The organism is Sandarakinorhabdus oryzae (assembly GCF_009733735.1).
GTDB lineage: Bacteria > Pseudomonadota > Alphaproteobacteria > Sphingomonadales > Sphingomonadaceae > Sandarakinorhabdus > Sandarakinorhabdus oryzae.
This window is the reverse complement of the sequence record NZ_WNJP01000001.1, coordinates 24,937-50,571: the sequence shown is the minus strand read 5'-3', so window position 1 is coordinate 50,571 and position 25,635 is coordinate 24,937. Positions and strand designations below refer to the sequence as shown.

30 protein-coding genes are annotated in these 25,635 nt (G+C 66.0%); 10 read left to right on the top strand and 20 right to left on the bottom strand.

Annotation, left to right across the window (positions count from 1 at the left end; genetic code table 11):
* The first annotated feature begins 66 nt into the window (after positions 1 to 66).
* Positions 67 to 1,299, top strand: a complete 1,233-nt coding sequence (locus GJ693_RS00305) for a M20/M25/M40 family metallo-hydrolase (protein WP_156254337.1) — start codon at positions 67 to 69, stop codon at positions 1,297 to 1,299.
* A 6-nt stretch (positions 1,300 to 1,305) separates the two neighbouring features.
* Here GJ693_RS00305 and GJ693_RS00300 read toward each other — a convergent pair whose 3' ends face one another.
* From GJ693_RS00300 to GJ693_RS00290, 3 genes are read right to left on the bottom strand one after another with little or no spacing between them, the layout of a single operon-like run.
* Entirely contained in the window at positions 1,306 to 1,767 is a 462-nt protein-coding gene (locus tag GJ693_RS00300) for a nuclear transport factor 2 family protein (protein WP_156254336.1), read from the bottom strand.
* Between the two features lie 6 nt (positions 1,768 to 1,773).
* Complete coding sequence (locus GJ693_RS00295) at positions 1,774 to 2,193, bottom strand: VOC family protein (protein ID WP_156254335.1); 420 nt, start codon at positions 2,191 to 2,193, stop codon at positions 1,774 to 1,776.
* Positions 2,190 to 2,822, bottom strand: coding sequence for a pyridoxamine 5'-phosphate oxidase family protein (locus GJ693_RS00290; RefSeq protein WP_156254334.1), 633 nt, complete (start codon positions 2,820 to 2,822; stop codon positions 2,190 to 2,192). Before GJ693_RS00290 ends, GJ693_RS00295 begins: the two co-directional genes overlap by 4 nt.
* 75 nt (positions 2,823 to 2,897) lie before the next feature.
* On the opposite strand from GJ693_RS00290, the gene GJ693_RS00285 reads away from it, so the two are divergent.
* Entirely contained in the window at positions 2,898 to 3,770 is an 873-nt protein-coding gene (locus GJ693_RS00285) for a LysR family transcriptional regulator (RefSeq protein WP_156254333.1), read from the top strand.
* A gap of 102 nt (positions 3,771 to 3,872) precedes the next feature.
* Entirely contained in the window at positions 3,873 to 6,173 is a 2,301-nt protein-coding gene (locus GJ693_RS00280; protein WP_156254332.1) for a patatin-like protein, read from the top strand.
* Here GJ693_RS00280 and GJ693_RS00275 read toward each other — a convergent pair whose 3' ends face one another.
* Both GJ693_RS00275 and GJ693_RS00270 read right to left on the bottom strand, forming a co-directional pair.
* A complete protein-coding gene (locus tag GJ693_RS00275) occupies positions 6,174 to 6,914 on the bottom strand; it encodes a hypothetical protein (RefSeq protein WP_156254331.1) in 741 nt (246 codons plus the stop codon).
* Between the two features lie 78 nt (positions 6,915 to 6,992).
* On the bottom strand, positions 6,993 to 7,493 hold the full coding sequence (locus tag GJ693_RS00270) for a hypothetical protein (RefSeq protein ID WP_156254330.1): 501 nt from the start codon (positions 7,491 to 7,493) through the stop codon (positions 6,993 to 6,995).
* Between the two features lie 755 nt (positions 7,494 to 8,248).
* On the opposite strand from GJ693_RS00270, the gene GJ693_RS00265 reads away from it, so the two are divergent.
* The 7 genes from GJ693_RS00265 to GJ693_RS00235 all read left to right on the top strand — a co-directional run bounded on the left by GJ693_RS00265 (position 8,249) and on the right by GJ693_RS00235 (position 14,372).
* The gene (locus GJ693_RS00265) at positions 8,249 to 8,635 is read left to right on the top strand and encodes a hypothetical protein (RefSeq protein ID WP_156254329.1); all 387 of its coding nucleotides are present in this window, start codon (positions 8,249 to 8,251) and stop codon (positions 8,633 to 8,635) included.
* A gap of 129 nt (positions 8,636 to 8,764) precedes the next feature.
* On the top strand, positions 8,765 to 9,301 hold the full coding sequence (locus GJ693_RS00260) for a F0F1 ATP synthase subunit delta (protein ID WP_156254328.1): 537 nt from the start codon (positions 8,765 to 8,767) through the stop codon (positions 9,299 to 9,301).
* A gap of 14 nt (positions 9,302 to 9,315) precedes the next feature.
* Entirely contained in the window at positions 9,316 to 10,845 is a 1,530-nt protein-coding gene (gene atpA / locus GJ693_RS00255) for a F0F1 ATP synthase subunit alpha (protein ID WP_156254327.1), read from the top strand.
* 113 nt (positions 10,846 to 10,958) lie between these two features.
* Entirely contained in the window at positions 10,959 to 11,834 is an 876-nt protein-coding gene (locus GJ693_RS00250; protein ID WP_156254326.1) for a F0F1 ATP synthase subunit gamma, read from the top strand.
* 12 nt (positions 11,835 to 11,846) lie between these two features.
* On the top strand, positions 11,847 to 13,295 hold the full coding sequence (atpD, locus tag GJ693_RS00245; protein WP_156254325.1) for a F0F1 ATP synthase subunit beta: 1,449 nt from the start codon (positions 11,847 to 11,849) through the stop codon (positions 13,293 to 13,295).
* Positions 13,296 to 13,348: 53 nt separating this feature from the next.
* The gene (locus GJ693_RS00240; RefSeq protein ID WP_156254324.1) at positions 13,349 to 13,726 is read left to right on the top strand and encodes an ATP synthase F1 subunit epsilon; all 378 of its coding nucleotides are present in this window, start codon (positions 13,349 to 13,351) and stop codon (positions 13,724 to 13,726) included.
* Positions 13,727 to 13,901: 175 nt separating this feature from the next.
* On the top strand, positions 13,902 to 14,372 hold the full coding sequence (locus tag GJ693_RS00235; RefSeq protein ID WP_156254323.1) for a hypothetical protein: 471 nt from the start codon (positions 13,902 to 13,904) through the stop codon (positions 14,370 to 14,372).
* Between the two features lie 55 nt (positions 14,373 to 14,427).
* Here GJ693_RS00235 and GJ693_RS00230 read toward each other — a convergent pair whose 3' ends face one another.
* The 15 genes from GJ693_RS00230 to rplF form a co-directional block, all read right to left on the bottom strand.
* Positions 14,428 to 15,120, bottom strand: a complete 693-nt coding sequence (locus tag GJ693_RS00230) for a DUF4136 domain-containing protein (protein WP_156254322.1) — start codon at positions 15,118 to 15,120, stop codon at positions 14,428 to 14,430.
* Positions 15,121 to 15,258: 138 nt separating this feature from the next.
* On the bottom strand, positions 15,259 to 16,254 hold the full coding sequence (gene trpS, locus GJ693_RS00225; RefSeq protein WP_197041835.1) for a tryptophan--tRNA ligase: 996 nt from the start codon (positions 16,252 to 16,254) through the stop codon (positions 15,259 to 15,261).
* Positions 16,254 to 17,816, bottom strand: coding sequence for a murein biosynthesis integral membrane protein MurJ (murJ, locus tag GJ693_RS00220; RefSeq protein ID WP_156254321.1), 1,563 nt, complete (start codon positions 17,814 to 17,816; stop codon positions 16,254 to 16,256). Before murJ ends, trpS begins: the two co-directional genes overlap by 1 nt.
* A 105-nt stretch (positions 17,817 to 17,921) precedes the next feature.
* On the bottom strand, positions 17,922 to 18,401 hold the full coding sequence (gene secB, locus GJ693_RS00215) for a protein-export chaperone SecB (protein WP_156254320.1): 480 nt from the start codon (positions 18,399 to 18,401) through the stop codon (positions 17,922 to 17,924).
* An 18-nt stretch (positions 18,402 to 18,419) separates the two neighbouring features.
* On the bottom strand, positions 18,420 to 18,833 hold the full coding sequence (rplQ, locus tag GJ693_RS00210; protein WP_156254319.1) for a 50S ribosomal protein L17: 414 nt from the start codon (positions 18,831 to 18,833) through the stop codon (positions 18,420 to 18,422).
* A gap of 122 nt (positions 18,834 to 18,955) precedes the next feature.
* Positions 18,956 to 20,005 carry a DNA-directed RNA polymerase subunit alpha gene (locus tag GJ693_RS00205; RefSeq protein ID WP_156254318.1) on the bottom strand — a complete coding sequence of 350 codons (1,050 nt, stop codon included), beginning with the start codon at positions 20,003 to 20,005 and terminating at the stop codon, positions 18,956 to 18,958.
* 127 nt (positions 20,006 to 20,132) lie between these two features.
* Positions 20,133 to 20,522: a 30S ribosomal protein S11 gene (gene rpsK, locus GJ693_RS00200; RefSeq protein WP_156254317.1), complete on the bottom strand. Its 390-nt coding sequence runs from the start codon at positions 20,520 to 20,522 to the stop codon at positions 20,133 to 20,135.
* Between the two features lie 51 nt (positions 20,523 to 20,573).
* Positions 20,574 to 20,942, bottom strand: coding sequence for a 30S ribosomal protein S13 (gene rpsM, locus GJ693_RS00195; RefSeq protein ID WP_156254316.1), 369 nt, complete (start codon positions 20,940 to 20,942; stop codon positions 20,574 to 20,576).
* Positions 20,943 to 21,110: 168 nt separating this feature from the next.
* Complete coding sequence (locus GJ693_RS00190; protein ID WP_156254315.1) at positions 21,111 to 21,758, bottom strand: adenylate kinase; 648 nt, start codon at positions 21,756 to 21,758, stop codon at positions 21,111 to 21,113.
* Positions 21,755 to 23,107, bottom strand: coding sequence for a preprotein translocase subunit SecY (gene secY / locus GJ693_RS00185; RefSeq protein WP_156254314.1), 1,353 nt, complete (start codon positions 23,105 to 23,107; stop codon positions 21,755 to 21,757). Before secY ends, GJ693_RS00190 begins: the two co-directional genes overlap by 4 nt.
* Positions 23,108 to 23,216: 109 nt before the next feature.
* Positions 23,217 to 23,756, bottom strand: coding sequence for a 50S ribosomal protein L15 (rplO, locus tag GJ693_RS00180; protein WP_156254313.1), 540 nt, complete (start codon positions 23,754 to 23,756; stop codon positions 23,217 to 23,219).
* Between the two features lie 86 nt (positions 23,757 to 23,842).
* Entirely contained in the window at positions 23,843 to 24,025 is a 183-nt protein-coding gene (gene rpmD / locus GJ693_RS00175; protein WP_156254312.1) for a 50S ribosomal protein L30, read from the bottom strand.
* Positions 24,026 to 24,036: 11 nt separating this feature from the next.
* Positions 24,037 to 24,750 carry a 30S ribosomal protein S5 gene (gene rpsE / locus GJ693_RS00170; protein WP_156254311.1) on the bottom strand — a complete coding sequence of 238 codons (714 nt, stop codon included), beginning with the start codon at positions 24,748 to 24,750 and terminating at the stop codon, positions 24,037 to 24,039.
* A 1-nt stretch (position 24,751) separates the two neighbouring features.
* On the bottom strand, positions 24,752 to 25,105 hold the full coding sequence (gene rplR, locus GJ693_RS00165) for a 50S ribosomal protein L18 (protein ID WP_156254310.1): 354 nt from the start codon (positions 25,103 to 25,105) through the stop codon (positions 24,752 to 24,754).
* Positions 25,102 to 25,635, bottom strand: coding sequence for a 50S ribosomal protein L6 (gene rplF / locus GJ693_RS00160; RefSeq protein WP_156254309.1), 534 nt, complete (start codon positions 25,633 to 25,635; stop codon positions 25,102 to 25,104). Before rplF ends, rplR begins: the two co-directional genes overlap by 4 nt.

The following is a 25,635-nucleotide window of genomic DNA, read 5'->3' as shown; positions in this document are numbered from 1 at the left end:
GAAAGGAAACATTATGCGGACACAGCGCCACTTGCAAGCGCCGCACCCGGTGTGCCAGATGCGCCGATGCGCACCCTGATCCTTGCCCTGCTCCTCGCCGCCCCTGCCGCCGCCCAGCCGGCTGGCCTGCCGGCCGCTCACGCCAGGCTGGCCGCCGACTACGACCAGACCATCGCCGAACTGATCGAGTTGACCGAGATTCCGGCGCCGCCGTTCAAGGAGGCCGCCCGCGGCCAGCGCCTGCTCGAAAAATTCAAGGCCCTCGGCCTGTCCGACGTGCACATGGATGCGGTCGGCAATGTCATCGGCATCCGCCCCGGTAAGGACCGCGCCGCCAAGGCGCTCATGGTCGCCGCCCACCAGGACACGGTGTTCCCGGAAGGCACCAACACCAAGGTGCGCCGTGAAGGCGAGACGCTGCACGCCCCCGGCATCGGTGACACCACCGTCACCCTCGCTGCCCTGCTGGCCTTCGTGCGTGCCATGGACGCCGCCAAGATCACCACGCCGCGTGACATCATCTTCGTCGCCAACGTCGGCGAGGAAGGCCAGGGCGATCTGCGCGGCGTGCGCCACCTGTTCAGTGCCAGCCCGCTCAAATCGCGGATCGGTGATTTCATCAGCTTCGATGGCAGCACGGTCGGCGGCGTCACCAACGCCGGCGTCGGCTCCCGGCGCTACCGCGTCGCCTTCACTGGCCCCGGTGGCCACAGCTATGGCGCGTTCGGGATCGTCAACCCGATGGTGGCCATGGCCGGCACCGTCACCGGCCTCTACAAGATCGTGCCGCCGACCGACGTGAAGACGACCTATTCAGCCTCCACCGTCACCGGCGGCACCTCGGTCAATTCCATTCCCAACACGATCACCATGGAATTCGACATGCGCTCGGCCTCGCCGGCCAATCTCAAGGCTGTCGAAGCCCAGTTCCTCAAGCTGGTCGAGGACAATGTCGCCGCCGAAAACGCCGCCCGCGACACCCGCTATGGCAAGATCAGCGCCACACCCGAGTTAATCGGCGACCGCCCGGCCGGCGCCACCCCTGCCACCGACCCGCTGGTGCAGACCGCGGCCCGCGTGCTGAAGGCCAATGGCTACCACGCCCGCCTCGGCGCCGGCTCCACCGACAGCAACATCCCGATCAGCATCGGCATTCCCGCCATCACCCTGTCCGCCGGCGGCGGCGGATTCCGCGCCCACGCGTTGGATGAATATGTGAACGTGGAAAAGGCCAATTTCCTGAAAGGGTTGACCACGGCGTTCGACATCGTGGTGGAAGCGGCGTCGATCAAGCGCTGAGGCCCCTCAAAGCCCCAACTCCTCCAACTCCGGATAATCCGCCGGCCGCATTGCGCCTTCCCATCTCAGCAGGCGCTCGCCTTCGGCGATCGCCACATCGTTGATGCTGGCAATGCGCCGCGCCATCAGGCCGTCCGCGGCGAATTCCCAATTCTCGTTGCCATAGGACCGGAACCACTGCCCGGCATCGTCGTGCCATTCATAGGCGAAGCGCACGGCGATACGGTTGCCGGCGTGGGTCCAAAGCTGCTTGGCCAGGCGATAGTCTTGCTCGCGTTGCCATTTGCGGGTGAGGAAGGCTTCGATCGCGGCGCGACCGGTCAGGAACTCGCTGCGGTTTCGCCACACGCTGTCTGGCGTATAGGCCAAGGCGACGCGAGCCGGATCGCGGCTGTTCCAGGCGTCTTCGGCAGCGCGCACCTTGGCGGTGGCGCTGGCGAGATCGAAGGGCGGGAGCGGTGGGCGCATGGCGGTTCAACCCGGGAACGGCGTGGCGAATTCGATGCGGATACCACCCGGCATGGCGATGATGAAGTGACGCACGGCAGAGCCTTCACGGATCGGACAGGGCGCGACCTCGATGGCGACACCGGCCCAGCTCGCCAGCCTGGTATGCAGGACATTGAGCGCGGCATCGTCGGCGACCCGGAAGGCGAGGTGATGCAGACCGACATTGCCGCGGCGGTCGAACGGCGAGGGCGCGGCATCGGTCTGCCAGAGGGTGATCAGGGTCGTCCCGTCCGAGACGAAGCGCGCCGGATAGCTGGGCACGGCGCCGACTTCGGCAAAGCCCAATGCGCTGATGAAGAAGGTCGAGGCCGTGTCGAGATCGGGCACGGCCAGGCCGACATGGTGGATGCCCAGAGTGGCGGCGGCGATGCTGGTGCTGGTCATGCAGTCTTGTCCTTCAGGATGGCGCGCAGGCGTTCGTTTTCGGCGCGCAGGGTGGCAAGTTCGGTGTTGAGCGGGGCGACCGCAGCGGCGATTTCGGCTTCGGTGAAGCGCGGCGTGATGTGTTGCGGGCAGTTCCAGTCGAAGCCGACGACATCGATGAGGAAGGCGCGTTCGGCGAGTGCGCGATAGCCATTGGGCATCAGCGAGGAGACCAGGGCGGGATCGTCGACCGCGGTCACCACCCGGGCGCGACCAACCAGTTTCAGGCGCCGCCGATTGGGATAATCCATCAGGAACAGCGCCACGCGATTGTCGTCCGCGATATTGGCCATGGAAACAAACTGGCGATTGCCGCTGTAATCGGCAAAGCCCAGCATATTGCCTGGCAGCCATTTCAGGAACCCGGCCGGGCCGCCACGGTGCTGAATGTAGGGCCAACCATCGGCGGTGACGCTGGCCATGTAGAAACTGTCGCGCGCCGCAATGAAGTCGGCCTCGCGCTCGCCCATCTCGTCAACGCCGGCAGCGCTGTCGCCTTCCATCTTGGCATAGGCGTCGCGTGAGCCATCGGCGGCCTGCAGCTGGCGGGTGGTGTCGGTAAAGACGGTGCGGAGGAATGTCTGAGCCATGGGGAGACAATAGACCACTCGCCTTGCCGCGATAATCCAGTCGTATGGCAAAAGATTATCGCGTATAACGCAATAATGGACCGGCTGGCCACCCTTGAACTCTTCCTGGCGCTGGCCGAGAGCCAGAGCTTCACCAAGGCGGCGCAGGCCCTGGGTTGCTCGCCCACTGCCGCCAGCCGCGCCATCGCCGCGCTGGAGGCCAACCTCGGCACCAGCCTGTTCCGTCGCTCGACCCGCCAGGTCGCGCTCACCGACGATGGCGCCGCCTATCGCGACCGCATCCAGCCGCTGCTTGCCGAACTTTCCGCCGCCAGCCGGGCTGCTGCCACCGCCAGCCAAGTGCCCACTGGCGAACTGCACATCACTGCGCCCACCATGTTCGGACGCCTGCACGTGCTGCCGGTGGTGGCCGATCTGCTCGCCGCCCATCCCGGCCTTTCCATCCGGCTGCTGCTGATCGATCGCAATGTTCGCCTGATCGAGGAGGGCATTGATGTCGCCGTGCGCATCGGGCCGCTCGCCGACTCCAGCCTGCGGGCAGTGAAAATCGGCAGTGTGCGCCCGGTCATTGTTGCCAGCCCGGCCTATCTCGCCCGCAACGGCGTGCCCGCCACCCCGGCCGACCTCAAGCAACACAGCCTGATCACCACCACCGGGCCACGCGCCGCCACGCAGTGGCGCCTGCCCGGCACCCGCACGCCCGTTCGACCGCGCCTCACCGTCACGACAGTCGAAGCCGCCGTCGCCGCTGCCGAAGCCGGCATCGGACTGGCCAGCCTGCTCAGCTACCAGTTGGCAACCGCCCTCGCCGCCGGCCGCCTCGTCGAACTCATGCCCGGCCTGCTGCCCGGCAGCATGCCCGTCCACCTGCTGTTTGATGCCCGCACCAGCAGCGGCAACGGCCGATCGCTGTTCATCGCGGCGATGAAGGAGGCCTTTGGGCGATAGGACGAGCGGGCCTCCACCGTAACCGCGCCATGACCCCATCTGAATTCCCCCGCACTTGCCGGGGCTTGCGCGGCCGTTACACTGGTGGGGAAAGGAGCGTGCGTGCAGACGAAGGAGCTTCGCCTCGCGTTGGTCTGTTATGGCGGGGTGAGCCTGGCGGTCTATATGCACGGCCTCACCAAAGAGGTGTGGAAGCTGTGCCGCGCCTCGATGCGGCGGCATGCGCCGCCCGGCACGGAATTGCCGCCGGCGCGGGACAGCGAGATCGTCTATCAGGCCCTGCTCGACAGCCTGCCGGGCCTTGATCTCAGGGTGATGTGTGACATCGTTGCTGGCGCCTCGGCGGGCGGGATCAATGGCGTGCTCCTGGCGCGGGCGCTGGTGGAGGGGCATGACCTGGATGCCATCCGCTCGCTGTGGCTGGCGGGGGCCGACAGCGACGTGCTGCTCGATCGCAAGGCTGCGTCGCGGCCGCTGTCGAAGCTGTGGGCGATCCCGCTGGTGTGGTGGGTGCGCCGCCGCGGCCTGGAGGATGAGGACAAGGCCGAAGTGGCCGCGCACGGCGAGGTGAAGGCCAAGCTGTCCCGCTTCATGCGCAGCCGCTGGTTCAAGCCGCCGTTTTCGGGCCCCGCCTTTGCCGGCCTGCTCGCCGATGCCTTTGCCGCGATGGAAAAGGGCGAGCGGTCGCCGCCGCTGGTGCCGGCGCTGCATCCGTTCGATCTGTTCGTGACGGTGACCGATTACCACGGTGCGCCGCAGCGGCTGCGGCTGAACACGCCCGAGGAGGTGACCGAGCCGGAGCATCGCCTGGTGATCGGCTTCACCTGCCCCGGCGACGGAGCGGAGCGGCACATGGGCCCCACGCCGGACCTGGTGTTCGCGGCGCGGGCGACGGCCAGTTTCCCCGGCGCCTTTCCGCCGGCCCGGCTCAGCGAGATTGACGCGCTGCTGGCGGCCCGCGGTGACGACTGGCCGGGGCGACAGGCCTTCATCAACCGCGTGCTGCCCGGCCGGGCCAATCCGGAAAGCGTGGACCTGATTGATGGCGCCGTGCTCGACAACCGGCCGTTCGGCCCGGCCCTCGCCGCGCTGGGCAAGCGCCCGGCGACCCGCGAGGTGGACCGGCGCTTCGTCTATCTCGATCCCAAGCCCGGCATGCACGACGACGGCGACAGCCCCAGCCATGTGCCCGGCTTCTTCGCCACCATCCTCAGGAGCCTGGCCGACATCCCGCGCCAGCAGCCGATCCGCGACAGTCTGGGCGCGATCGAGGCGATCTCGGCCCGCGCCCGCCGGCTGCGCCACATCGTCATCGGCATGATGCCGCAAGTGGATGCCGCCATCGATGCCGCGATCGGCATGCGGCTGCTGCTGTTCTCGCCCAGCATCGAGCGGCTGGCGGCCTGGCGCAGCAAGATGAACAGCGAGGCGGCGAAGGCGACCGGCTTTGCCTATGGCGCCTATGGCCGGCTGAAGTTCGCAATGGTGGCCGAGAATCTCGCCGAACGCCTCGCCGGGCTGGGCGGGCAGGACGTTGGACAGGTGCGGGCCAGCCTGTGGCGCCACCTCAACGCCGCCGGCCTCAACCAGCCGGAAAGTGCGCTGGGCAAGGCCGGCGCTGCCTCCCCCTATGTGCTGTTCCTGCGCCAATATGATGTCGAGTTCCGCATCCGCCGGCTGCGCTTCCTGATCCGGCGGGTCAACATGGAGATGACCGGCGCCGACGAGGCGACCAGCCAGGCCTTGGGCCGGGTGAAGGCCGGGCTCTATGCCATCCTCAGCCCGCACCTGATGTGCTGGCCCAACGCTGGCAGCGACCGGACAGAGGCTGCTGCTGCCCGTGCCGCCGCGGCCAACGCCATCGCCGATCCGGCCAGTGCGCTCGCCGCCATGGCCACGGCGCTCGACTTGAAGGCGCTGGACGCCCGCAGCGATGCCGAGCTGGTCGCCCTGCTCGCCAGCGGCCTGCACCGCCGGCTGCGCCGGGATCTGGTCGCGGCCTATCTGGGCTTTCCCTTCTTCGATATCGCCATCCTGCCGCTGATCGCCGACGGCAATGTGGACGAGCTGGACGAGATCAAGGTGGACCGCATCAGCCCGGAGGATTGCTCCGAACTCGCCGCCGCCGGCGGACAGCGGTTGAAGGGCGCGCTGTTCAATGCCTTCGGCGCCTTCTTCAGCCGCGCCTATCGCGAGCATGACTATCTGTGGGGCCGGCTGCACGGTGCCGAGCGGCTGATCGACCTGGTCATCTCCAGCCTGCCGATGAAGGCGCGCCCAACTGAGAAAGAGCTTGGTGAGATCAGGCGGGCGGCCTTCCGCGCCATCCTGGCGGCAGAAAAGGCCCACCTGGTGGACATTCCCGACACATTCGCAGCACTGGAGGCCGCGCTGGCGGAATGATCACTCTGCCGGCTGGGCCTTGGCCGCCGGGCGATACTGCCGCAGATAATGGATGATGATGGCCATGCCGCCCATACTGGGGATCGCCCAGATCATCGGGTTGAAGGCGTGGCGCGGGAACATCTCGATCAGCCCGACCGACAGGAACGCCGTGTAGGCCGCGATCCCGGTCGCCACCATCGCCTTGAAATGCTCGGGGATATAGGCGCGCGGGTTGGCCGGCGCGCTGAAGATGTAGCGGAAATAGGTGATGGTGGTGCCAAAGCCGAGCAGCGAGACCATCACCATCAGGATCGGCTCCATCACCGGGCCATTGCGGTTCAAGAGATAAAGGCCATGCGTCAGGCAGATGCCGGCCGCCGCCATCGTCACCCCCTGCAGCGCCAGCATCGACCAGTGGCGGTTGCCGGGATGATTGCGCCGGTTGCTGACCACACCCAAGCCATAGCGCGTCATCGAGACCGCCAGCAGCCCGAGATAGACCATCATCGTGCCAAACATGCCGCGATAGAGCACAGCGTCGGTCAACTGCGGGTGCATCGCCAGCGGCCACACCAATGACAACGCCCCCATCCCCAGCGCCTGCGACGCCGCGGTATAGATGGCGGCGGAAAACACGAAGCCCCAGCGCCGATGCGCCGGGCCGCCCTTGCGGGTGAGCACCGCCCCCCAGAAACTGGTGAGCGCCACCACGCCGGCACCGACGTGAATGGCCAGGAAGATGGTGAACAGCCAGGGCATGGGTGATGCGGTCAGTGCCTTGCGGTTGCTGCGCCCCCTTGGCCACATTGGCGGGCCAAGGGCAAGGGGGCGAGTGGATCAGTCCTTCAGCCTGTCGTCACCCGGCTGAATTTCCGGGCCGTCAGCCGGCAAACCAGCCAACGCCCGCAATTCCGCGCGCATTTTTGACACACTTGACGATTCGTGTCGGATTCGGATTTCCCGGTCCAGGTCGCGCCGTTCCAAGCGCTTCAAATAAAACAACAAGAGTCGAACGTCGGCCGGCCGTCGTCGCACCGCGACGGTCTGGCCGTCGCGCTCAATGACCTCTTCCTCGCCATCCAGCATCCGGTCCATCGCCAGATCCTCGATCCAGCGATCCCGATCAGCCAGCGCCGCATCCCACGCCTGGGCAAAATCCCGCGCGTGCGGCTGCCGCCGCAACCAATAGGCCGACTGCCGCGACATCCCCGCCGCCCTGGCCGCCCCCGCCACACTGGCATGAACCGCCAAATGCTCCAGAAACCGCCGCTGCCGGGCCAGCGTCCAGCCATTGTGACGGGCGGGCCTGGCGGACGGGATGGGGAGATGGTCGCTCATGGGCGGCAATGTAACCTATTGGCAGGGTTGTAGGACAGAAGGGGAACAGGGAAAGTGGAGCCTCCGGCGGGCAGGGACTCATCCCTGCACCCGTTTGTTTTCGGGGGGCTTTTCGGGGGAAAGCGCCGCCGAACATGACTTGATCGGACGTGCGCCAGGGTTTATTTGATGTTTTGACTGGAGATAAAACCATGAACAAGATGTATCCCATATTATTCCCTGATCTTTTCCAGAACTATATTGTCATAATCGTGGTTGTAAATTTTTTTGTACAGATTCTATATTTTTCTAACATGATTGATTTTTACGATAGCAATAAATTTTCCATCTTGGTGTCCGCTTTTTATATTTTCTGCGTCATGAGGCAGATAATTCTACAAAAATTTAAGTGAAGACAAGGCACGCCTGGGCACTCGCGCGGTTGAGGCTGCTTCGAATTGTTGGCCGGAACAATTCCAGGGCAACGGGGCCTTTATGACAACCGTTTCCTACATTTGTCGTTCGTCATGCTGGCGAAGGCCAGCATCCACCGCGACGCGCGGGCCATCGGCGTCACGATCTGCGCGTGCTCGTCAATGGATGCTGGCCTTCGCCAGCGTGACAGGCGCATTTGTATACAAGTCCACCTGCAAACAAACGGGTCCAGGGTCTGCGACCCTGGCCGCCGGAGGCCAGCTAATTTCTCTGTCCCGGATGGGCCGCATCCGTAGAGTTGGCGATATCTAGCACGACGAAACAAGCGCATGGATCCCGACATGACCGCCCTCGCCCTTGGCCTGCGCTATTTCGCTGGCGTTTTTGCTGTCGGGTTCCTGCTCGGCACCATCCGCACGCTTTGGCTGGCGCCGGCCATCGGCGACCTTGCGGCGGTAGGGGTGGAGTTGCCGGTCATGATTGGCGCGTCCTGGTGGTGGTGCCAGCGGCTGCTGGCGGGGAGGGCGCTCACCAGCGCCGGGCGGGCCATCATGGGCGGTTCCGCCTTCATATGGCTGATGCTGGCGGAACTGGCGCTGTCGCTGGCGTTCGGGCGGACCGTGGGCGAACATCTGGCGGCGATGCGGGCGCCGGCGGGGCTGCTCGGGTTGGCCGGGCAGCTGGTGTTTGCCGCCCTGCCGCTCCTCATAAAGTCCGCCCGGCCCTAATGCTGCCTTGCAACATCGGCAGCCCCATGCTAGCCGCGCCCCGCACACGGTGAACCATGTTCGCCGCGCCTTTTGTCATATCCGATTCAAAACGGGGCTGAAGCCTTGGACGCACAAATTTCATCCAGCGTGGCCACCGGCCTTTCCGGTCGTTACGCCCGTGCCCTGTTCGCGCTGGCGATCGAGGGGAAGGCGCTGGCCGCTGTCGAGGCCAGCCTGGCGACGATCACCGAGGCGCTGGCCGAATCGGCTGACCTGAAGGCGCTGATTGGCTCGCCGCTGGTGGGGCGCGGTGCGGCGGGTGCCGCGGTGGCCGGTGTGGCCGACGGGCTGGGCCTGGATGGGCTGACCAAGAATTTTCTCGGCGTGCTGGCCGGCAATCGCCGCCTGGCGCTGCTGCCGGCGGTGATCCGCGATTTTGCCGCCCTGAATGCCGCCCGCAAGGGTGAAGTCACCGCCACGGTGACGGCCGCCCACAAGCTGACGGCGACGCAGCAGAAGGCACTGGCCGCCAAGTTGAAGGCCAGCATCGGCCGCGACGTGGCGCTGACTGTGAACATTGATCCCTCGATCCTGGGCGGCCTCGTGGTGCGCGTTGGCAGCCGCATGATCGATTCCTCGTTGAAGACCCGGCTCGACATGCTCGGCCAGGCGCTCAAGGCCTAAAGAAGGACCCCAAGATGGACATCAACGCCGCCGAAATCTCGCGGATCATCAAGGATCAGATCGCCAACTTCGGCACCGAAGCGCAGGTTTCGGAAGTCGGCCAGGTGCTGAGCGTCGGCGACGGGATCGCCCGCGTGCACGGTTTGGACAATGTGCAGGCCGGTGAAATGGTCGAGTTCCCGGGTGGCATCAAGGGCATGGCCCTGAACCTGGAAACCGACAACGTCGGTATCGTGATCTTCGGCAGCGACAGCGCCATCAAGGAAGGCGACACCGTCAAGCGCACCGGCACCATCGTTGACGTGCCGGTGGGCCGTGGCCTCTTGGGCCGCGTTGTTGACGGCCTCGGCAACCCGATCGACGGCAAGGGCCCGATCGTGGCCACCGAGCGTCGCCGCGTGGAAGTGAAGGCGCCGGGCATCATCCCGCGCAAGTCGGTCCACGAACCGATGCAGACCGGCCTGAAGGCGCTTGATGCGCTGGTGCCGGTCGGCCGCGGCCAGCGCGAGCTGATCATCGGTGACCGCCAGACCGGCAAGACCGCTGTCGCCATCGACACCTTCATCAACCAGAAGGCGGTGAACGCCACGGATGATGAGAGCAAGAAGCTTTATTGCATCTATGTCGCCGTCGGCCAGAAGCGTTCGACCGTGGCGCAGATCGTGCGCGCGCTGGAAGAAAATGGCGCGATGGAATATTCGATCGTCGTCGCCGCCACCGCGTCGGAGCCGGCGCCGCTGCAGTTCCTGGCGCCCTACACCGGCTGCACCATGGGCGAATATTTCCGCGACAACGGCATGCACGCCGTGATCGTGTATGACGATCTGTCGAAGCAGGCCGTCGCCTATCGCCAGATGTCGCTGCTGCTGCGCCGCCCGCCGGGCCGCGAAGCCTATCCGGGTGACGTGTTCTATCTGCACAGCCGCCTGCTGGAGCGCGCCGCCAAGATGAACGACGCCAACGGCGCCGGCTCGCTGACCGCGCTGCCGATCATCGAGACGCAGGCCGGCGACGTGTCGGCGTACATCCCGACCAACGTGATCTCGATCACCGATGGCCAGATCTTCCTGGAAACCGAACTCTTCTACCAGGGCATCCGCCCGGCCATCAACGTCGGCCTCTCGGTGAGCCGCGTCGGTTCCGCCGCGCAGACCAAGGCGATGAAGAAGGTGGCCGGCTCGATCAAGCTGGAGCTGGCGCAGTATCGCGAAATGGCCGCCTTCGCGCAGTTCGGGTCTGACCTTGATGCCTCGACCCAGAAGCTGCTGAACCGCGGCCGCCGCCTGACGGAACTGCTGAAGCAGGGCCAGTTCAAGCCGATGCCGTTCGAAGAGCAGGTCGTGTCGATCTTCGCCGGCGTCAACGGCTTCCTGGATGGCATCGAAGCCACCGCCGTCACCCGCTTCGAAGCCGCGCTGCTCAGCCACATCAAGTCGGCCCATGCCGATGTGCTGGCCGACATCCGCGACAAGAAGGATCTGAGCGCGGACACCACCGCCAAGCTGAAGGACGTCATCGGCGCGTTTGCGAAGACGTTTGCGTAACCCCATTCACGTCGCCCCGGGCTTGACCCGGGGCCCCGCTTTTTTTCCGAACAGCGGGACCCCGGATCAAGTCCGGGGTGACGACCAGGAAGCAGGATGACCGAAAGACTCCGATGCCATCATTGAAGTCCCTGAAAATGCGCATCACTTCGGTGAAGTCGACGCAGAAGATCACCAAGGCCATGAAGATGGTCGCGGCGGCCAAGCTGCGCCGCGCGCAGGAAGCCGCCGAAGCCGCGCGCCCCTATTCGGAGCGCATGGCGGCCGTAATGGCGTCGCTGGCCAGCCGCGTGACCGTGGGGCCTGAATCGCCGCGCCTGCTCGCCGGCACCGGCAAGGACCAGGTGCATCTGCTGGTCGTCTGCTCGTCGGAACGCGGCCTCGCCGGTGGTTTCAACAGCAACATCGCCAAGCTGGCGCGCCGCACGATGGAAGAGCTGCTGGGCCAGGGCAAGACGGTCAAGCTGCTGTTTGTCGGCAAGAAGGCGCGCGCGCCGTTCGCCCGCACCCACAAGGATCTGATTGTCGGCACTGTCGACATGTCCCACATCAAGCAGGTCGCCTTTGCCGATGCCAAGGCGGTGGCCGATGAAGTGGTGACCCGTTTCGAGGCTGGCGAATTCGATGTCGCCCACCTGTTCTTCTCCACCTTCCGTTCGGCCCTGAACCAGGAACCGACGCGGCTGCAGATCATCCCGGCCGCCCTGCCCGATGGTGGTGCCGCTGGCGCCGATGCCGCAGTGGAATATGAGCCGGACGAAGAGGCCATCCTCGCCGATCTGCTGCCCAAGAATCTCGCCGTGCAGGTGTTCCGCGCCTTGCTGGAAAATGCCGCGTCCGAACAGGGCAGCCGCATGACCGCGATGGACAACGCCACCCGCAATGCCGGCGACATGATCAATCGCCTCACCATCACCTACAACCGCACGAGACAGGCCGCGATCACCAAGGAACTGATCGAGATCATCTCGGGCGCCGAAGCCCTTTAAGGAGCAACAGCCATGGCCAATACCACCAACAATGTCGGCCGCGTCAGCCAGGTCATCGGCGCCGTCGTCGACGTGACCTTCGACGGCGAACTGCCGGCGATCCTGTCGGCGCTGGAAACCACCGTGGGCGGCAACCGCCTCGTGCTCGAAGTCGCCCAGCACCTGGGTGAGAACGCCGTGCGCACCATCGCCATGGACGCCACCGATGGGCTCGTCCGCGGCCAGGAAGTGGTCGATACCGGCGGCCAGATCCGCGTGCCGGTGGGCCCGGCCACCCTGGGCCGCATCATGAACGTCATCGGCGAGCCGATCGACGAGCTGGGCCCGATCAACACTGATCTGACCAGCCCGATCCACGCCAAGGCCCCGGAATTCGTCGACCAGTCGACCGAAGCCAGCATCCTGGTCACCGGCATCAAGGTCATCGACCTCCTGGCGCCCTATGCCAAGGGCGGCAAGATCGGCCTGTTCGGCGGCGCCGGCGTCGGCAAGACCGTGCTGATCCAGGAACTGATCAACAACATCGCCAAGGGCCACGGCGGCTATTCCGTGTTCGCCGGCGTGGGTGAGCGCACCCGCGAAGGCAACGACCTCTATGTCGAGTTCAAGGAAGCCGGCGTCATCAAGACCGACGAGAACCACAATGCGGTCTCCGAAGGCTCCAAGGTGGCGCTGGTCTATGGCCAGATGAACGAACCGCCCGGCGCCCGCGCCCGCGTCGCCCTCAGCGGCTTGACCATCGCCGAATATTTCCGCGACGTCGAAGGCCAGGACGTGCTGTTCTTCGTGGACAATATCTTCCGCTTCACCCAGGCCGGCTCGGAAGTGTCGGCGCTGCTCGGCCGCATCCCCTCGGCCGTGGGTTATCAGCCAACGCTGGCCACCGACATGGGCGCCCTGCAGGAGCGCATCACCTCGACCAACAAGGGCTCGATCACCTCGGTGCAGGCCATCTACGTGCCCGCCGACGACTTGACCGACCCGGCGCCGGCGACCTCGTTCGCCCACCTCGATGCCACCACCGTGCTGTCGCGCCAGATCGCCGAGCTGGGCATCTACCCGGCGGTCGATCCGCTCGATTCGACCAGCCGCGTGCTGGAACCGCGCGTTGTGGGTGAAGAGCATTACGGCGTGGCGCGTTCGGTCCAGGAAGTGCTGCAGAAGTACAAGAGCCTGCAGGACATCATCGCCATTCTGGGCATGGATGAACTGTCGGAAGAGGACAAGCTGGTCGTCAGCCGCGCCCGCAAGATCCAGCGCTTCCTGTCGCAGCCGTTCCACGTCGCCGAAATCTTCACCGGCTCGCCGGGCGTGCTCGTCTCGGTGGAAGACACGATCAAGGGCTTCAAGGGCATCGTGGCCGGTGATTATGATCACCTGCCGGAAGCCGCCTTCTACATGGTCGGCACCATCGAAGACGCCATCGCCAAGGCCGCCAAACTGGCGGCGGACGCGGCCTGATCCATCACCCCTCCCCCACGGCACCTGCTGGCGGGAGGGGAAAGGAACCAAACATGGCTGAACTGCTCGATTTCGAACTCGTCTCGCCCGAACGCCGGCTGGCAAAGGCCAAGGTGGCGATGGTGGTCGTGCCCGGCACCGAGGGTGATTTTGGTGTGCTGCCCGGCCACGCGCCGATGATGAGCACCATCCGCCCCGGCGCCATCGCCATCCATGAAACAGACGGTGGCCCGGCGACGCAGCGCTTCTTCATCGAAGGCGGTTTTGCCGAAGTGACCGAGACCGGCCTCACCATCCTCGCCGAAAAGGCCACCCCGGTGGCCGAGATCGACGTGGCGGCCGTGGCCGGCCAGCTCGCCGCAGCCCGCCAGGCCGGTGACGAGGCTGCCGTGACCCGGCTGGAAGCCATGCAGGCCGCCGCGACGAACTGATCCGGTCTTTGCGACCAGACCAAAGCGCCCCGCCGGCCCCGCTGGCGGGGCGCTTTCGTTCAGGTGGCGGACACGCAGCGCGGTGCAGCCTGACGCCTCAAGCGATTGCCGGTTTCCTGTGCCAGCGAATCCGCCTAAACTCTTGACGTCCCCACGCTTGCGGAGCCTGACCCTGATGCGCCTGCCCCTGATTGCCGTGACCCTGGCAGTGGCGTTTCCGGCGCTGGCCCAGCAGTCACCGGCCAACCCGACGACGGCGCCGCCACGGCCGACCATGCTGAAGCCGCAGGATATCCCGGCCGGCGACGGCAGCCAGCCGCGCCAGCGCCTGGTGACGGTGTTTGGCAACGAGGCCTGCCCGAAGCCGAGCTCGGCCGATGAAGTGGTGGTGTGCGCCCGCCTGCCCGAATCCGAGGTCTATCGCATTCCCGAACAATTGCGGAAGCCGCAGAACCGCCAGAGCGTGCTGACCCAGAACCGTTCGCTGTTGCTGGGCGATGGCGCCGGCGGGGCCGGCAACAGCATCGGCAGCTGCAGCGCCATCGGCCCTGGCGGCTTCACCGGCTGCAGCCGCCAGCAGGTGGATGCCTGGGCCCGGGATCGCACCGACCGCATGGGCTATAGCGAGCCGACGCCACGCCAGTAAGGAAAAGGGCGCCCCGGTTTCCCGGAGCGCCCCATTCAGGCCATCAACACGCCGGTCAGCGCATCGGCTTGACCGTCGGCGCCGCGTCGGGCTTGGCCGGATCGAAGCGCACGCGCACCGTCTCGCCGCTGTTGCCGGGGAAGTTGGTGAACATGGCGGTGACCAGGTTGGGCACCAGCCGGGTGAGATTGTTGCTGGTGCTCACCGTTTCGGCGCGGCCTTCAAACACGCTCTGCTTGTCGGCGGCGCGGTTGATGCGCATCGCCACGGCGGCGTTATATTGGGTCACGCTGTAGACTTCCTGGTTCCACGGGCCGCCAAAGCCCGGCCCCCAGCCGCCACCCCAGCCGCCCCAGCCGCCGCCCCAATAGGGGCCCCAGCCCCAGCCACCGCCCCAGCCGCGACCCCAACCCCAACCGCCCCAGGCGCCTGGCCGGGTTTCGACCTTCTCGCGCGGGGCGGAGACCGTATAATCCAGCTGCACCAGCAGCGCGGCGGCATCCGGGCTGGCGGCTTCCTGATAGCCGGCGGCGACCAGCTTCTGGCGCACCAGATTGGCATAGGTGGCAAATTCCAGCCCGCCGGCGTTGGCCTTGTCGCGCGGCTCGATCACGAAGCTGGTGCCCGACGGCGGCGGCAGCTGCTGGAAGCGGGCCACCCGGGCCTCGAACGGCGCCGCGCAGGCCGCCAGCGACAAGGCCGCGGCCAGCGGCAACAGCAGGCGCGCCCTGGGTGTGATTTTGCGCATGGATCGAAGCTCCGGATGACTGATGTGCAATCTTATGCGCTTATCCTGCCGCCGCGCAACTGACTGGACCATGAATGGCGGCTGAAAACGCCTTCATATGCCAGCAGTTTCAGCGCGGGCGGTGCACCGCTGCCCGCATCAGCGGGTAAACCCCACGGCGCGATGCACCTCGGCCAGCACCGGCTCGGCAATGGCCCGCGCCCGCTCGGCGCCGCGGGCGCAGATCGCCTCGATCGCCACGTCATCGTCTTTCAGCGCGTTGAAGCGCGCGGTGATCGGGCTGAGCTTTGCCACCATCACGTCGGCCAGCGCCGGCTTGAAGGCGCCAAAGCCCTTGCCGCCATATTCGGCCAGCACGGCATCGACGCTGCGATCGCTCAAGGCCGCCATCAGGTTGACGAGATTGGCCGCTTCCGGTCGGCCGGCGAGGCCGGCGGCTTCGGAGGGCAGCAGATCGGCGTCGGACTTGGCGCGCTTCACCTTGGCGGCGATGGTATCGGCATCGTCGGTCAGGTTGATGCGGCTCTGGTCGCTGGGGTCGCTCTTCGACATCTTGGCGCTGCCGTCGCGCAGGCTCATCACGCGGGTGGCGGGGCCTTCGATCACCGGCTCGGGCAGCGGGAACAGCTCGACGCCCATGTCGTTGTTGAACTTGGTGGCGATGTCGCGCGCCAGCTCCAGGTGCTGCTTCTGATCCTCGCCCACCGGCACGTGCGTGGCCTTGTAGGCCAGAATGTCGGCTGCCTGCAGCACCGGATAGGTATAGAGGCCCACGGAGGCGCCCTCACGGTCCTTGCCGCTCTTTTCCTTGAACTGGGTCATGCGGTTGAGCCAGCCGACGCGGGCCGTGCACATCAGCACCCAGGCCAATTCGGCATGCACATGCACGCGGCTCTGCGGGAACAGGATGCAGCGTTCGGGATCAAGCCCGGCGGCGATCAGCGCCGCCATCATCTCGTGGATGCCGCGGCGCAGCGTGGCCGGATCCTGCGCCATGGTGATGGCGTGCAGATCGACGACGCTGAAGATGCACTCCGCCTCGTCCTGCATGCGCACCCAGTTGCGGATGGCGCCGAGATAATTGCCGAGGTGGAGATTGCCGGTGGGCTGGATGCCCGAAAAAACGCGTTTCATCAGGATTTCCGTTTCACTTGCGCCACCAGCCCCTTGAGCGTGAACAGGCCGAGCAGGCGCGCCGCGCCCAGATAGGCCAAGCCGGCGCCGCCAATCAACAGCGCAACCGCGATGGCCCGTGTGGCGAGACCATTGTGCGCCAGCGGCGCCACCAGCGGCATGCCGGCGACCAGCACTGCCACCATGGCCAGCGTGGCCAGCAGCAGCCGCGGCAGCAGGCGGCGGGCGCGGGCATCCAGGGCAAACTGCCCGCGCTGCACCAGCAGCCACCACAGCGCGCCGGCATTGACCCAGGCCGAGATCGCCGTGCCCAGCGCGATGCCGACATGGCCCAGCGGCCACACCAGCGCCAGATTGGCCACAAGATTGACCAGCATGGCCGCCAGCGCCACCCGCACCGGGGTGGACGTGTCGCTGCGGGCGTGAAAGCCGGGGGTGAGGATCTTGATCAGCACATAGGCTGGCAGGCCAAGCGCGAAGCCGGCCAGCGCCGCGGCAGTCGCATCGGTATCGGCCGCGGTGAACTGGCCGTGCTGGAACAGCAGCGCGATGATCGGCTGCGCCGCGACCACCAGCCCGGCAGCGGCCGGCAGGGTGAGGATGAGCACCAGTTCCATGGCGCGGTTCTGCTGGGCGATGGCGCCGGGCACATCGTCGGCCCCGATCAGCCGCGACATGGTGGGCAGCAGCGCGGTGCCGACGCCGATGCCGATGATGCCCAGCGGCAACTGGTTGAGGCGATCGGCATAATAGAGCCAGCTGACCGCGCCATCGCCGAGGAAGCGTGCGGCCAGCGCGGTGGAGATCAAGAGGTTGACCTGCACGGCGCCGGCGCCCAGCGCAGCCGGCAGGATCAGCCGGAACAGCGCGCGCACCTGCGGCGTGAGGCGCGGCAGCCGCAGGCGCAGGCTGATCCCGGCCTTGCTGCACGACCACATCAGCCACAGCAGCTGCGCGATGCCGCCCAGGGTGACACACAGCGCCTGCACGCGGGCGGCGGCGACATCATCACTGCCGCCCGACCACAGCAGGCCGGCGATGAGCACCAGGTTGAGCAGGATCGGCGCAGCGGCGTTGACGGCAAAGCGCCCGACCGAGTTGAGCAGGCCGCCCAGCAGCGAGGTCAGGCTGATCAGCATCAGATAGGGGAAGGTCAATCGGGTGAGGGCGACGGTGAGCGCGAACTTGTCAGGCGCGGCATCGGGAAAGCCGCCGGTGAGCGCCCAGACGACCGGCGCGGCGGCCACCACCATCACCACCGTGAACGCCAACAGCAGCGGCAGCAGCACTGCCAGCACATCCTCGGCAAAGCGGCGGGCGCCGTCGAGCCGGCCGCCATCGGCACCGACCTGGCGGTTGAACATCGGCACGAAGGCCGAGGCAAAGGCGCCTTCGGCAAACAGCGCCCGGAACAGATTGGGCAGGCGCTGGGCGATCAGGAAAGCATCCGCCGCCATACCGGCGCCCATCAGCGTCGCCTGCAAAACGTCGCGGATGAAGCCGGCGACGCGCGACAGGAGCGTGAGGCTGCCGATGGTGGCGGTGGCGCGGACGAGTGACATTGCGCCTGACGGATTAGGGCCTGAGGCGGAAAGTGCAAGGCGGCAGCGCCCAAACGAAAACGGGCGACCCGAAGGCCGCCCGCTTCATGTTCCGATGGCAACGCCTCAGGCGTTTCCAACCTGCCCCTGCTGGGACATGTAGAGCGCGCCGAAGTCGATCGGATCGAGCATCAGCGGCGGGAAGCCGCCGTCGCGCACGGCGTCGGCAATGATGCGGCGGGCGAAGGGGAACAGGATGCGCGGGCCTTCGATGATGCAGAAAGGCTCGATGGCTTCTTCCGGCACGTTCTTCAGGCCGAACAGGCCGGCATAGAGCAGCTCCACCATGAAGGCGGCGCCGCTGTCGGTGTCGGCCTTGGCGCTGATCTTCAGTTCGACTTCATAGACGTCGTCGGCGGCCTTGCGGGCGTTGACGCCAACGTTGACGTCGATGCGCGGCTGGGCCTGGACCTGCAGGCTGCCCGGCGCGTTCGGGTTCTCGAACGAGAGATCCTTCACATACTGGGTGAGGATCGCCACCTGCGGCATGGCCTGATCGTCAAAGCCGTTTTCGGGATTTGCACCCAGATCGATTTCATCAGCCATGGTGGCGATCCTTTGCGCTTATTCGTCGTCGCCGAAGGTTTCGACCGGGCCGGAATCCTGGCCCTTGGCGTCGACATCGCGGTCAACAAACTCGATGATCGCCATCGCGGTGGCATCCGAACGGCGGAAGCCAGCCTTGACGACGCGGGTGTAGCCGCCCTGGCGGTCGGCATAGCGCGCAGCCAGCACGTCGAACAGCTTGATCAGCTGGGTGTCGTCGCCCAGGCGGGCATCGGCGAGGCGGCGGTTGGAGAGGCCACCGGTCTTGGCCAGCGTCACCAGCTTTTCGACGTAGGGGCGCAGTTCCTTGGCCTTGGGCAAGGTGGTCTTGATCTGCTCGTGCTTGATCAGGGCGGCGGCCATGTTGCGCAGCATCGCGATGCGATGGCTGCTGGTGCGGCCGAGTTTGCGGTGGGCAACGCCGTGGCGCATGGGTCTTACTCCGTTCGTTCAGGGGCCGTCTCAGGTACCCCGGACCAGGCTGATGATGGGGTCAGCCGATACCCCTGCCGACAGGGGCGAGTGCAGCCGAAGCCGCTCTCGCCCTGCAGGACTCAAAATTCTTGCTCGAGCTTCTTCGCCATCTCTTCGATGTTCTCCGGCGGCCAACCGGCAATTTCCATGCCGAGGCGCAGGCCCATCTGGGACAGCACTTCCTTGATTTCGTTCAGCGACTTGCGGCCGAAGTTCGGGGTGCGCAGCATTTCGCTTTCCGTCTTCTGCACCAGGTCGCCGATGTAGATGATATTGTCGTTCTTCAGGCAGTTGGCCGAACGCACCGACAGTTCCAACTCGTCCACCTTCTTGAGCAGGTAACGGTTGATGCTGGCGCTGTCGTCCACTTCCACGGCGCCGGTGCTGGCGGCATGGGCGACCGGGGCGGCCACGGTGGCGTCCTCGAAGTTCACGAACAGCTGGAGCTGGTCCTGCAGGATCTTGGCACCATAGGCGAGCGCGTCTTCCGGCGACAGGCTGCCATCGGTTTCCACCGTGATGGTCAGCTTGTCATAGTCCAGTTCCTGGCCCACGCGGGTCGGATCGACCTTGTAGCTGACCTGACGCACCGGCGAGTAGAGCGCATCGACCGGCACCAGGCCGATCGGCGCATCGGCCGGACGGTTGGCGCTGGCCGGCACATAGCCCTTGCCGGTTTCCACCGTCAGTTCCATGTTCAGCGTGGCGCCTTCGTCCAGCGTGCAGATCACCAGATCCTTGTTCATCACTTCCATGTCGCCGGTGACGGCGATCTGGCCAGCGGTGACCGGGCCGGGGCCGGTGGCGTTCAGATAGACGCGCTTGGCCTGATCACCGGCCATGCGGATCGCCACCTGCTTGATGTTCAGCACGATGTCGGTCACGTCTTCGCGCACGCCAGCCAGGCTGGAGAATTCGTGCAGCACGCCATCGATCTTGATGGCGGTGACGGCAGCACCCTGCAACGACGACAGCAGCACGCGGCGCAGGGCATTGCCCAGCGTCAGGCCAAAGCCACGCTCCAGCGGTTCGGCGACAAAGGCCGCCTTCTGCTTGCCGTCACCCGTCGGGCGCTGCTCCAGACGGTTGGGCTTCTTGAGTTCGGTCCAGTTCTTGGCGATGACTGCCACGGGGTTCACCTCGGTCTGGAGTGCTGGGGTCTGGGAAGGAGCAGATCGTCACCTGCCCGGTCCCAGTGCACGTTGGGATAATGATACGCTGGGCGCCTGAACGGAGCCCGGCGCCAGGGCAGGCGGATCAGACGCGGCGGCGCTTGGGCGGGCGCACACCGTTGTGCGGGATCGGCGTCACGTCACGGATCGCCGTGATGGTGAAGCCCACCGCCTGCAGGGCACGCAGCGCCGATTCACGACCCGAACCCGGGCCGCGCACTTCCACTTCCAGCGTGCGGACGCCATGTTCGGCGGCCTTCTTGCCGGCGTCTTCGGCCGCCATCTGCGCCGCGAACGGCGTCGACTTGCGGCTGCCCTTGAAGCCCATCGTGCCGGCCGACGACCAGGCAATCGCATTGCCCTGCGCGTCGGTGATGGTGATCATGGTGTTGTTGAAGCTGGCGTTGACATGGGCAACACCGCTGGTGATGTTCTTGCGCTCCCTGCGCTTGATGCGAGCAACTTCGCGAGCCATTTCAGATATCCTTGCCTGATGAGAAGAAGAGGATGAGCAGCGGTGACGCGCTTACTTCTTCTTGCCGGCGATCGGCTTGGCCTTGCCCTTGCGGGTGCGGGCGTTGGTGTGGGTGCGCTGGCCGCGCACGGGGAGCCCCTTGCGGTGACGCAGGCCGCGATAGCAGGCCAGGTCCATCAGGCGCTTGATGTTCATCGCGTTCTGGCGACGCAGATCGCCTTCCACGGTCAGTTCACGGTCGATCTTTTCACGGATCAACAGGATCTCGGCGTCGGTCAGTTCCTGCACGCGGCGCTCCGGCGGGAAGCCGAGCTCGGCGGCCAGGCGGCTGGCGGTGGTGCGGCCGATGCCGTGGATGTAGGTGAGCGCGATCTCCACGCGCTTGTTGGTCGGGATGTTCACACCCGCAATACGTGCCACAGTCGTGTTCCTTTCATGCTCCACGGCGACCCTGGGCAAGATGTCGCCATCTCAAAGCAATATGCCGACCGCCCCTATGGGCCGCCGGTTCTGCGCATCCGAATGAACGGAAGTGCGGGGGTTAGCCGCGAGTCGCCGGAAAGTCAAGCCGGCGCCACGGCATGACAATCATGCGTCGACAATGGCATCGATGGCGGCGGCAACATCATCCATGTTGGCCATGCCATCGACACGCGAAACAATACCGCGGCCTTCATAATGCGGAATGATCGGCGCGGTCTTGGCGCGATACTCCAGCATGCGCTGGCGCACCGTATCGGCATTGTCATCGGCGCGGCGCTTGAATTCGCTGGAGCCGCAGACATCACAGACGCCGGCCACCGCCGGCAGCTTGTAGCGGTCGTGATAGCCCTCGCCGCACTTGGCGCAGGTGAAGCGGCCGGTGATGCGATCGACCAGCGCGTCCTCGTCCACCACCAGCTCGATGACATGATCGAGCGCCAGGCCCTTGCCCGACAGCATGGCGTCGAGCGCATCGGCCTGCACGTCGGTGCGCGGATAGCCATCGAGGATGAAGCCGGCCCGGGCGTCGGGCTGGTCAAGCCGTTCCGACAAGATGCCGTTGACGATCTCGTCCGAAACGAGGCCGCCGGCATCCATCACGGCCTTGGCGGCGAGGCCGACCGGCGTGCCGGCCGCAACCGCGGCGCGCAGCATGTCACCGGTCGACAACTGCACCATGCCGCGCTCCTTGACGAGGCGGCTGGCCTGGGTGCCCTTGCCCGCCCCCGGCGGACCCAGCAGGATCAGATTCAACGGCGGTTCCCCCTGAGTTTGGACTTCTTGATGAGTCCCTCATATTGATGGGCCAGAAGATGGCTCTGGATCTGGGCCACCGTGTCCATCGTGACATTGACGACGATCAGCAGCGAGGTGCCGCCGAAATAGAAGGGCACCTTCAGCTCGCTGATCAGGAATTCCGGCAGCAGGCAGATCAGCGTCAGGTAAGCAGCGCCAATCACCGTCAGCCGGGTCAGCACGAAATCGAGATACTCCGACGTGCGAGTGCCCGGCCTTATGCCCGGCACGAAGCCGCCGTACTTCTTCAGATTCTCGGCCGTCTCGTCCGGGTTGAACACCACGGCGGTGTAGAAGAAGCTGAAGAAGATGATGCCGGCGGCATAGAGGAACATGTAGAGCGGCGCGCCGTGCTGCAGGGCGGTGGTCACCGTGGTCAGCCATTCCGGCATGTTGCCGCGCTGGCTGAAGAACTGCGCCACCGTGAGCGGCATCAGCAGCAGCGAGCTGGCAAAGATCGGCGGGATGACGCCCGAGGTGTTGAGCTTCAGCGGCAGGAAGCTCGAATCCCCCTGGAACATGCGGTTGCCCATCTGGCGCTTGGGATACTGGATCAGGATCTTTCGCTGCGCCCGCTCCATCAGGCAGATGAAGCCGATGGTGGCCAGCGCCACGATGCCGACCAGCAGCACGAAGCCCGTGGAGAGGGCACCGGTGCGGCCCTGTTCGAACAGCGTGCCGACGGCGGTCGGGAAATGCGCGACGATGCCGGCCATGATGATCAGCGAGATGCCGTTGCCGATGCCGCGGCTGGTGATCTGTTCGCCCAGCCACATCAGGAACATGGTGCCGCCCAGCAGCGAGATCACCGTGGAGATGCGGAAGAACCAGCCCGGATCGATGACGGCAGAGACGCCCTGGCCGGCGCCCCAGCCTTCAAGGCCGAGCGCGATGCCATAGCCCTGCACGACGGTGAGGAACACGGTGCCATAGCGCGTGTACTGGTTCAGCGTCTTGCGACCGGCCTCGCCTTCCTTCTTCAGGCTCATGAAGCTGGGGATCAGGCTGGTCAGCAGCTGGACCACGATCGAGGCGGTGATGTAGGGCGTGACGCCCAGCGCGATCAGGCTCATGCGCTCCAGCGCGCCGCCGGAGAACATGTTGAAGAAATCGAGCACGCCGCCACGGGTCTGGTTGAACAGGCTCGACAGCGCCAGCGGATCGATGCCGGGCAGCGGCACGAAGCTGATCAGCCGGAACACGATCAGCGCACCCAGCGTGAACCAGATGCGGTTCTTCAGCTCGGTGGCCTTGGAGAAGTTGGCGAACGACAGGTTCGCGGCCATTTGTTCGGCGGCAGACGCCATGAAACCCTACCTGATCAAGATGGTCTGAAACGGCAAAGCGCCGCATGTCCGTCCCATGTAGGCGACACGCGGCGCAATTGCCATGGGGTCGATTGACCCAATTCGTGGATTACTTGGCAGCCTTGGCAGCGCGCGCCGCCGCACGGGCGGCCTTTTGCTCGTCCTTGCTCAGCGGCGCCGGGGCCGGCGCCGGCAGCTCGATCGAACCGCCAGCGGCTTCCACGGCGGCCTTGGCCGAGGCCGAGGCACCGGCGAGCTTCAGCTTCACCTTGGCCGTCAGCGCGCCGACACCGAGCAGGCGCACGCCATCACGGGCATTGGTCAGCACCTTGGCGGCAACCAGCGCATCGGCGTCGATGAGCGTCTTGGCATCGAGCTTGCCGGCATCGATGGCGGCCTGCAGCGTGCCCAGGTTGAGCACGGCATAATCCTTGCGGAAGATGTTGTTGAAGCCGCGCTTCGGGATGCGCATGTGCAGCGGCATCTGGCCGCCTTCGAAGCCGTTGATCGAGACGCCCGAACGGCTGGTCTGGCCCTTCTGGCCGCGACCGGCGGTCTTGCCGACACCGGAACCGATGCCGCGGCCGACGCGCACGCGCTTCTTGCGGGCGCCAGGATTGTCGTGGAGGTCGTTGAGCTTGGTGGTCATGGGATGCACTCGCTTTCGCTTACGCGCTGGAAGGGAAACGCCCGCCAGCCCGGCAGGGGCCGGGTTGGCGGGCGGCAATCAAGGGATCAGGCGACGCTTTCGACCTTCACCAGATGCGCCACCTTCTTGATCATGCCCCGGATTTCCGGCGTATCGACATGCTCGCGGCTGCGGTGCATCTTGTTGAGGCCGAGCCCGATCAGGTTCTTTTCCTGGATCGGGGTGCGGCGGATCGGCGAACCGATCTGGGTGACTTTCAGCTTGGCCATCGTGCCTCTCCTCACGCCACCGCTTCGGCGTCGGCTTCGGCCTGCTTGGCCGAAACGTCGCCACGGCGCGACAGCAGATCCACCACCTTCTTGCCGCGACGCTGGGCGACGCTCTTCGGGCTGGTCTGGCCGACCAGCGCCGCGAAGGTGGCACGGATCATGTTGTAGGGGTTGTTGGTGCCCACCGACTTGGTGACCACGTCGGCAACACCCAGCGATTCGAACACGGCGCGCATCGGACCACCGGCGATGATGCCGGTGCCCTGCGTGGCCGAGCGCACATAGACCTTGCCGGCGCCGAAATGGCCGAAGCCATCATGGTGCAGGGTGCGGCCATCGCGCAGCGGCACGCGCACCATCGCCTTCTTGGCGGCGGCGGTGGCCTTGGCGATGGCTTCCGGCACTTCGCGGGCCTTGCCGTGGCCGAAGCCGACGCGGCCCTTGCCGTCACCCACCACGACCAGGGCTGCAAAGCCGAAGCGCTTGCCGCCCTTCACGGTCTTGGAGACGCGGTTGATGTGGACGAGCTTTTCGATCAGCTCTTCACCGGCAGGTTCGGCGTTGTTGTCACGGCCGCGCTTGTTGCGGTCACCGTCACGACGGTTGCCGCCGGGGCCGCCACGGCGATCACCACCGGGGCCACCACGACCACGGCCCCGACCACCACCAGGCCCGCGGCCTTCGGCTTCCGGCGCTGCGCCGGTCACTTCGATTTCATCGCTCATCTCAGAACTCCAGCCCGCCTTCGCGGGCGCCATCGGCCAGCGCTTTCACGCGACCATGGAAGAGGAAACCGCCACGGTCGAACACCACGGCCGACACACCGGCCGCCTTGGCACGCTCGGCCAGGCGCTTGCCCACCGCCGCGGCTGCGTCGGTGGTGGCGCCGGTCGCCCCGCGCACATCCTTCTCCAGGGTGGAGGCGGCGGCGAGGGTGACACCATTGGTGTCGTCGATGATCTGCGCATAGATGTGCTGCGACGACCGGTGCACCGACAGGCGCGGACGGCCGCTGCTCTTGAGGCGGATCGCCGTGCGCACGCGGCGACGACGCTGCTCGAAGGGGGTGAGCTTGCTCATTTCTTCTTCCCTTCCTTCCGGAAGATGAACTCGCCGCGGTACTTGATGCCCTTGCCCTTGTAGGGCTCGGGCTTGCGCCAGCGGCGGATCTCGGCGGCAACCTGGCCAACGCGCTGCTTGTCGGAACCGCTGATTTCAACGGTCGTCGGGTCAGGCGTCTTGATGGTGATGCCGGCCGGGATCGGGAAATCCACGTCGTGGCTGTAGCCCAGCTGCAGCTTCAGGTTGCTGCCCTGCACCGAGGCGCGATAGCCGACGCCGGTGATTTCGAGCACCTTGGTGAAGCCGTCGGCCACGCCAGTGACGAGGTTGTTCACCATCGTGCGCTGCATGCCCCAGAAGGCACGGGCGCGCTTGGTGTCCGATGCCGGCAGCACCGCGATCTGGCCAGCGTCGATGGTGTAGCTGATGTCATCCACCAGCGGCATCGACAGCTCGCCCTTGGGGCCTTTGACCACCAGGATGCGATCATTGATGGTGGCGGTGACGCCGGCCGGAACGGCGACGGGTTTTTTACCGATGCGCGACAT

Coding starts and splice junctions, on each gene's coding strand:
- atpA (WP_156254327.1), top strand. CDS start 9,316: ATGGACATCAACGCCGCCGAAATCTCGCGGATCATCAAGGATCAGATC.
- rpsK (WP_156254317.1), bottom strand. CDS start 20,522: ATGGCTCGCGAAGTTGCTCGCATCAAGCGCAGGGAGCGCAAGAACATC.
- GJ693_RS00235 (WP_156254323.1), top strand. CDS start 13,902: ATGCGCCTGCCCCTGATTGCCGTGACCCTGGCAGTGGCGTTTCCGGCG.
- GJ693_RS00300 (WP_156254336.1), bottom strand. CDS start 1,767: ATGCGCCCACCGCTCCCGCCCTTCGATCTCGCCAGCGCCACCGCCAAG.
- trpS (WP_197041835.1), bottom strand. CDS start 16,254: ATGAAACGCGTTTTTTCGGGCATCCAGCCCACCGGCAATCTCCACCTC.
- atpD (WP_156254325.1), top strand. CDS start 11,847: ATGGCCAATACCACCAACAATGTCGGCCGCGTCAGCCAGGTCATCGGC.
- GJ693_RS00265 (WP_156254329.1), top strand. CDS start 8,249: ATGACCGCCCTCGCCCTTGGCCTGCGCTATTTCGCTGGCGTTTTTGCT.
- rplF (WP_156254309.1), bottom strand. CDS start 25,635: ATGTCGCGCATCGGTAAAAAACCCGTCGCCGTTCCGGCCGGCGTCACC.
- GJ693_RS00295 (WP_156254335.1), bottom strand. CDS start 2,193: ATGACCAGCACCAGCATCGCCGCCGCCACTCTGGGCATCCACCATGTC.
- rpmD (WP_156254312.1), bottom strand. CDS start 24,025: ATGGCCAAGCTGAAAGTCACCCAGATCGGTTCGCCGATCCGCCGCACC.
- murJ (WP_156254321.1), bottom strand. CDS start 17,816: ATGTCACTCGTCCGCGCCACCGCCACCATCGGCAGCCTCACGCTCCTG.
- secB (WP_156254320.1), bottom strand. CDS start 18,401: ATGGCTGATGAAATCGATCTGGGTGCAAATCCCGAAAACGGCTTTGAC.
- GJ693_RS00270 (WP_156254330.1), bottom strand. CDS start 7,493: ATGAGCGACCATCTCCCCATCCCGTCCGCCAGGCCCGCCCGTCACAAT.
- GJ693_RS00275 (WP_156254331.1), bottom strand. CDS start 6,914: ATGCCCTGGCTGTTCACCATCTTCCTGGCCATTCACGTCGGTGCCGGC.
- rpsE (WP_156254311.1), bottom strand. CDS start 24,750: ATGAGCGATGAAATCGAAGTGACCGGCGCAGCGCCGGAAGCCGAAGGC.
- GJ693_RS00240 (WP_156254324.1), top strand. CDS start 13,349: ATGGCTGAACTGCTCGATTTCGAACTCGTCTCGCCCGAACGCCGGCTG.
- rplQ (WP_156254319.1), bottom strand. CDS start 18,833: ATGCGCCACGGCGTTGCCCACCGCAAACTCGGCCGCACCAGCAGCCAT.
- GJ693_RS00305 (WP_156254337.1), top strand. CDS start 67: ATGCGCACCCTGATCCTTGCCCTGCTCCTCGCCGCCCCTGCCGCCGCC.
- GJ693_RS00290 (WP_156254334.1), bottom strand. CDS start 2,822: ATGGCTCAGACATTCCTCCGCACCGTCTTTACCGACACCACCCGCCAG.
- GJ693_RS00250 (WP_156254326.1), top strand. CDS start 10,959: ATGCCATCATTGAAGTCCCTGAAAATGCGCATCACTTCGGTGAAGTCG.
- secY (WP_156254314.1), bottom strand. CDS start 23,107: ATGGCGTCTGCCGCCGAACAAATGGCCGCGAACCTGTCGTTCGCCAAC.
- GJ693_RS00285 (WP_156254333.1), top strand. CDS start 2,898: ATGGACCGGCTGGCCACCCTTGAACTCTTCCTGGCGCTGGCCGAGAGC.
- GJ693_RS00230 (WP_156254322.1), bottom strand. CDS start 15,120: ATGCGCAAAATCACACCCAGGGCGCGCCTGCTGTTGCCGCTGGCCGCG.
- rplO (WP_156254313.1), bottom strand. CDS start 23,756: ATGACCACCAAGCTCAACGACCTCCACGACAATCCTGGCGCCCGCAAG.
- rplR (WP_156254310.1), bottom strand. CDS start 25,105: ATGAGCAAGCTCACCCCCTTCGAGCAGCGTCGTCGCCGCGTGCGCACG.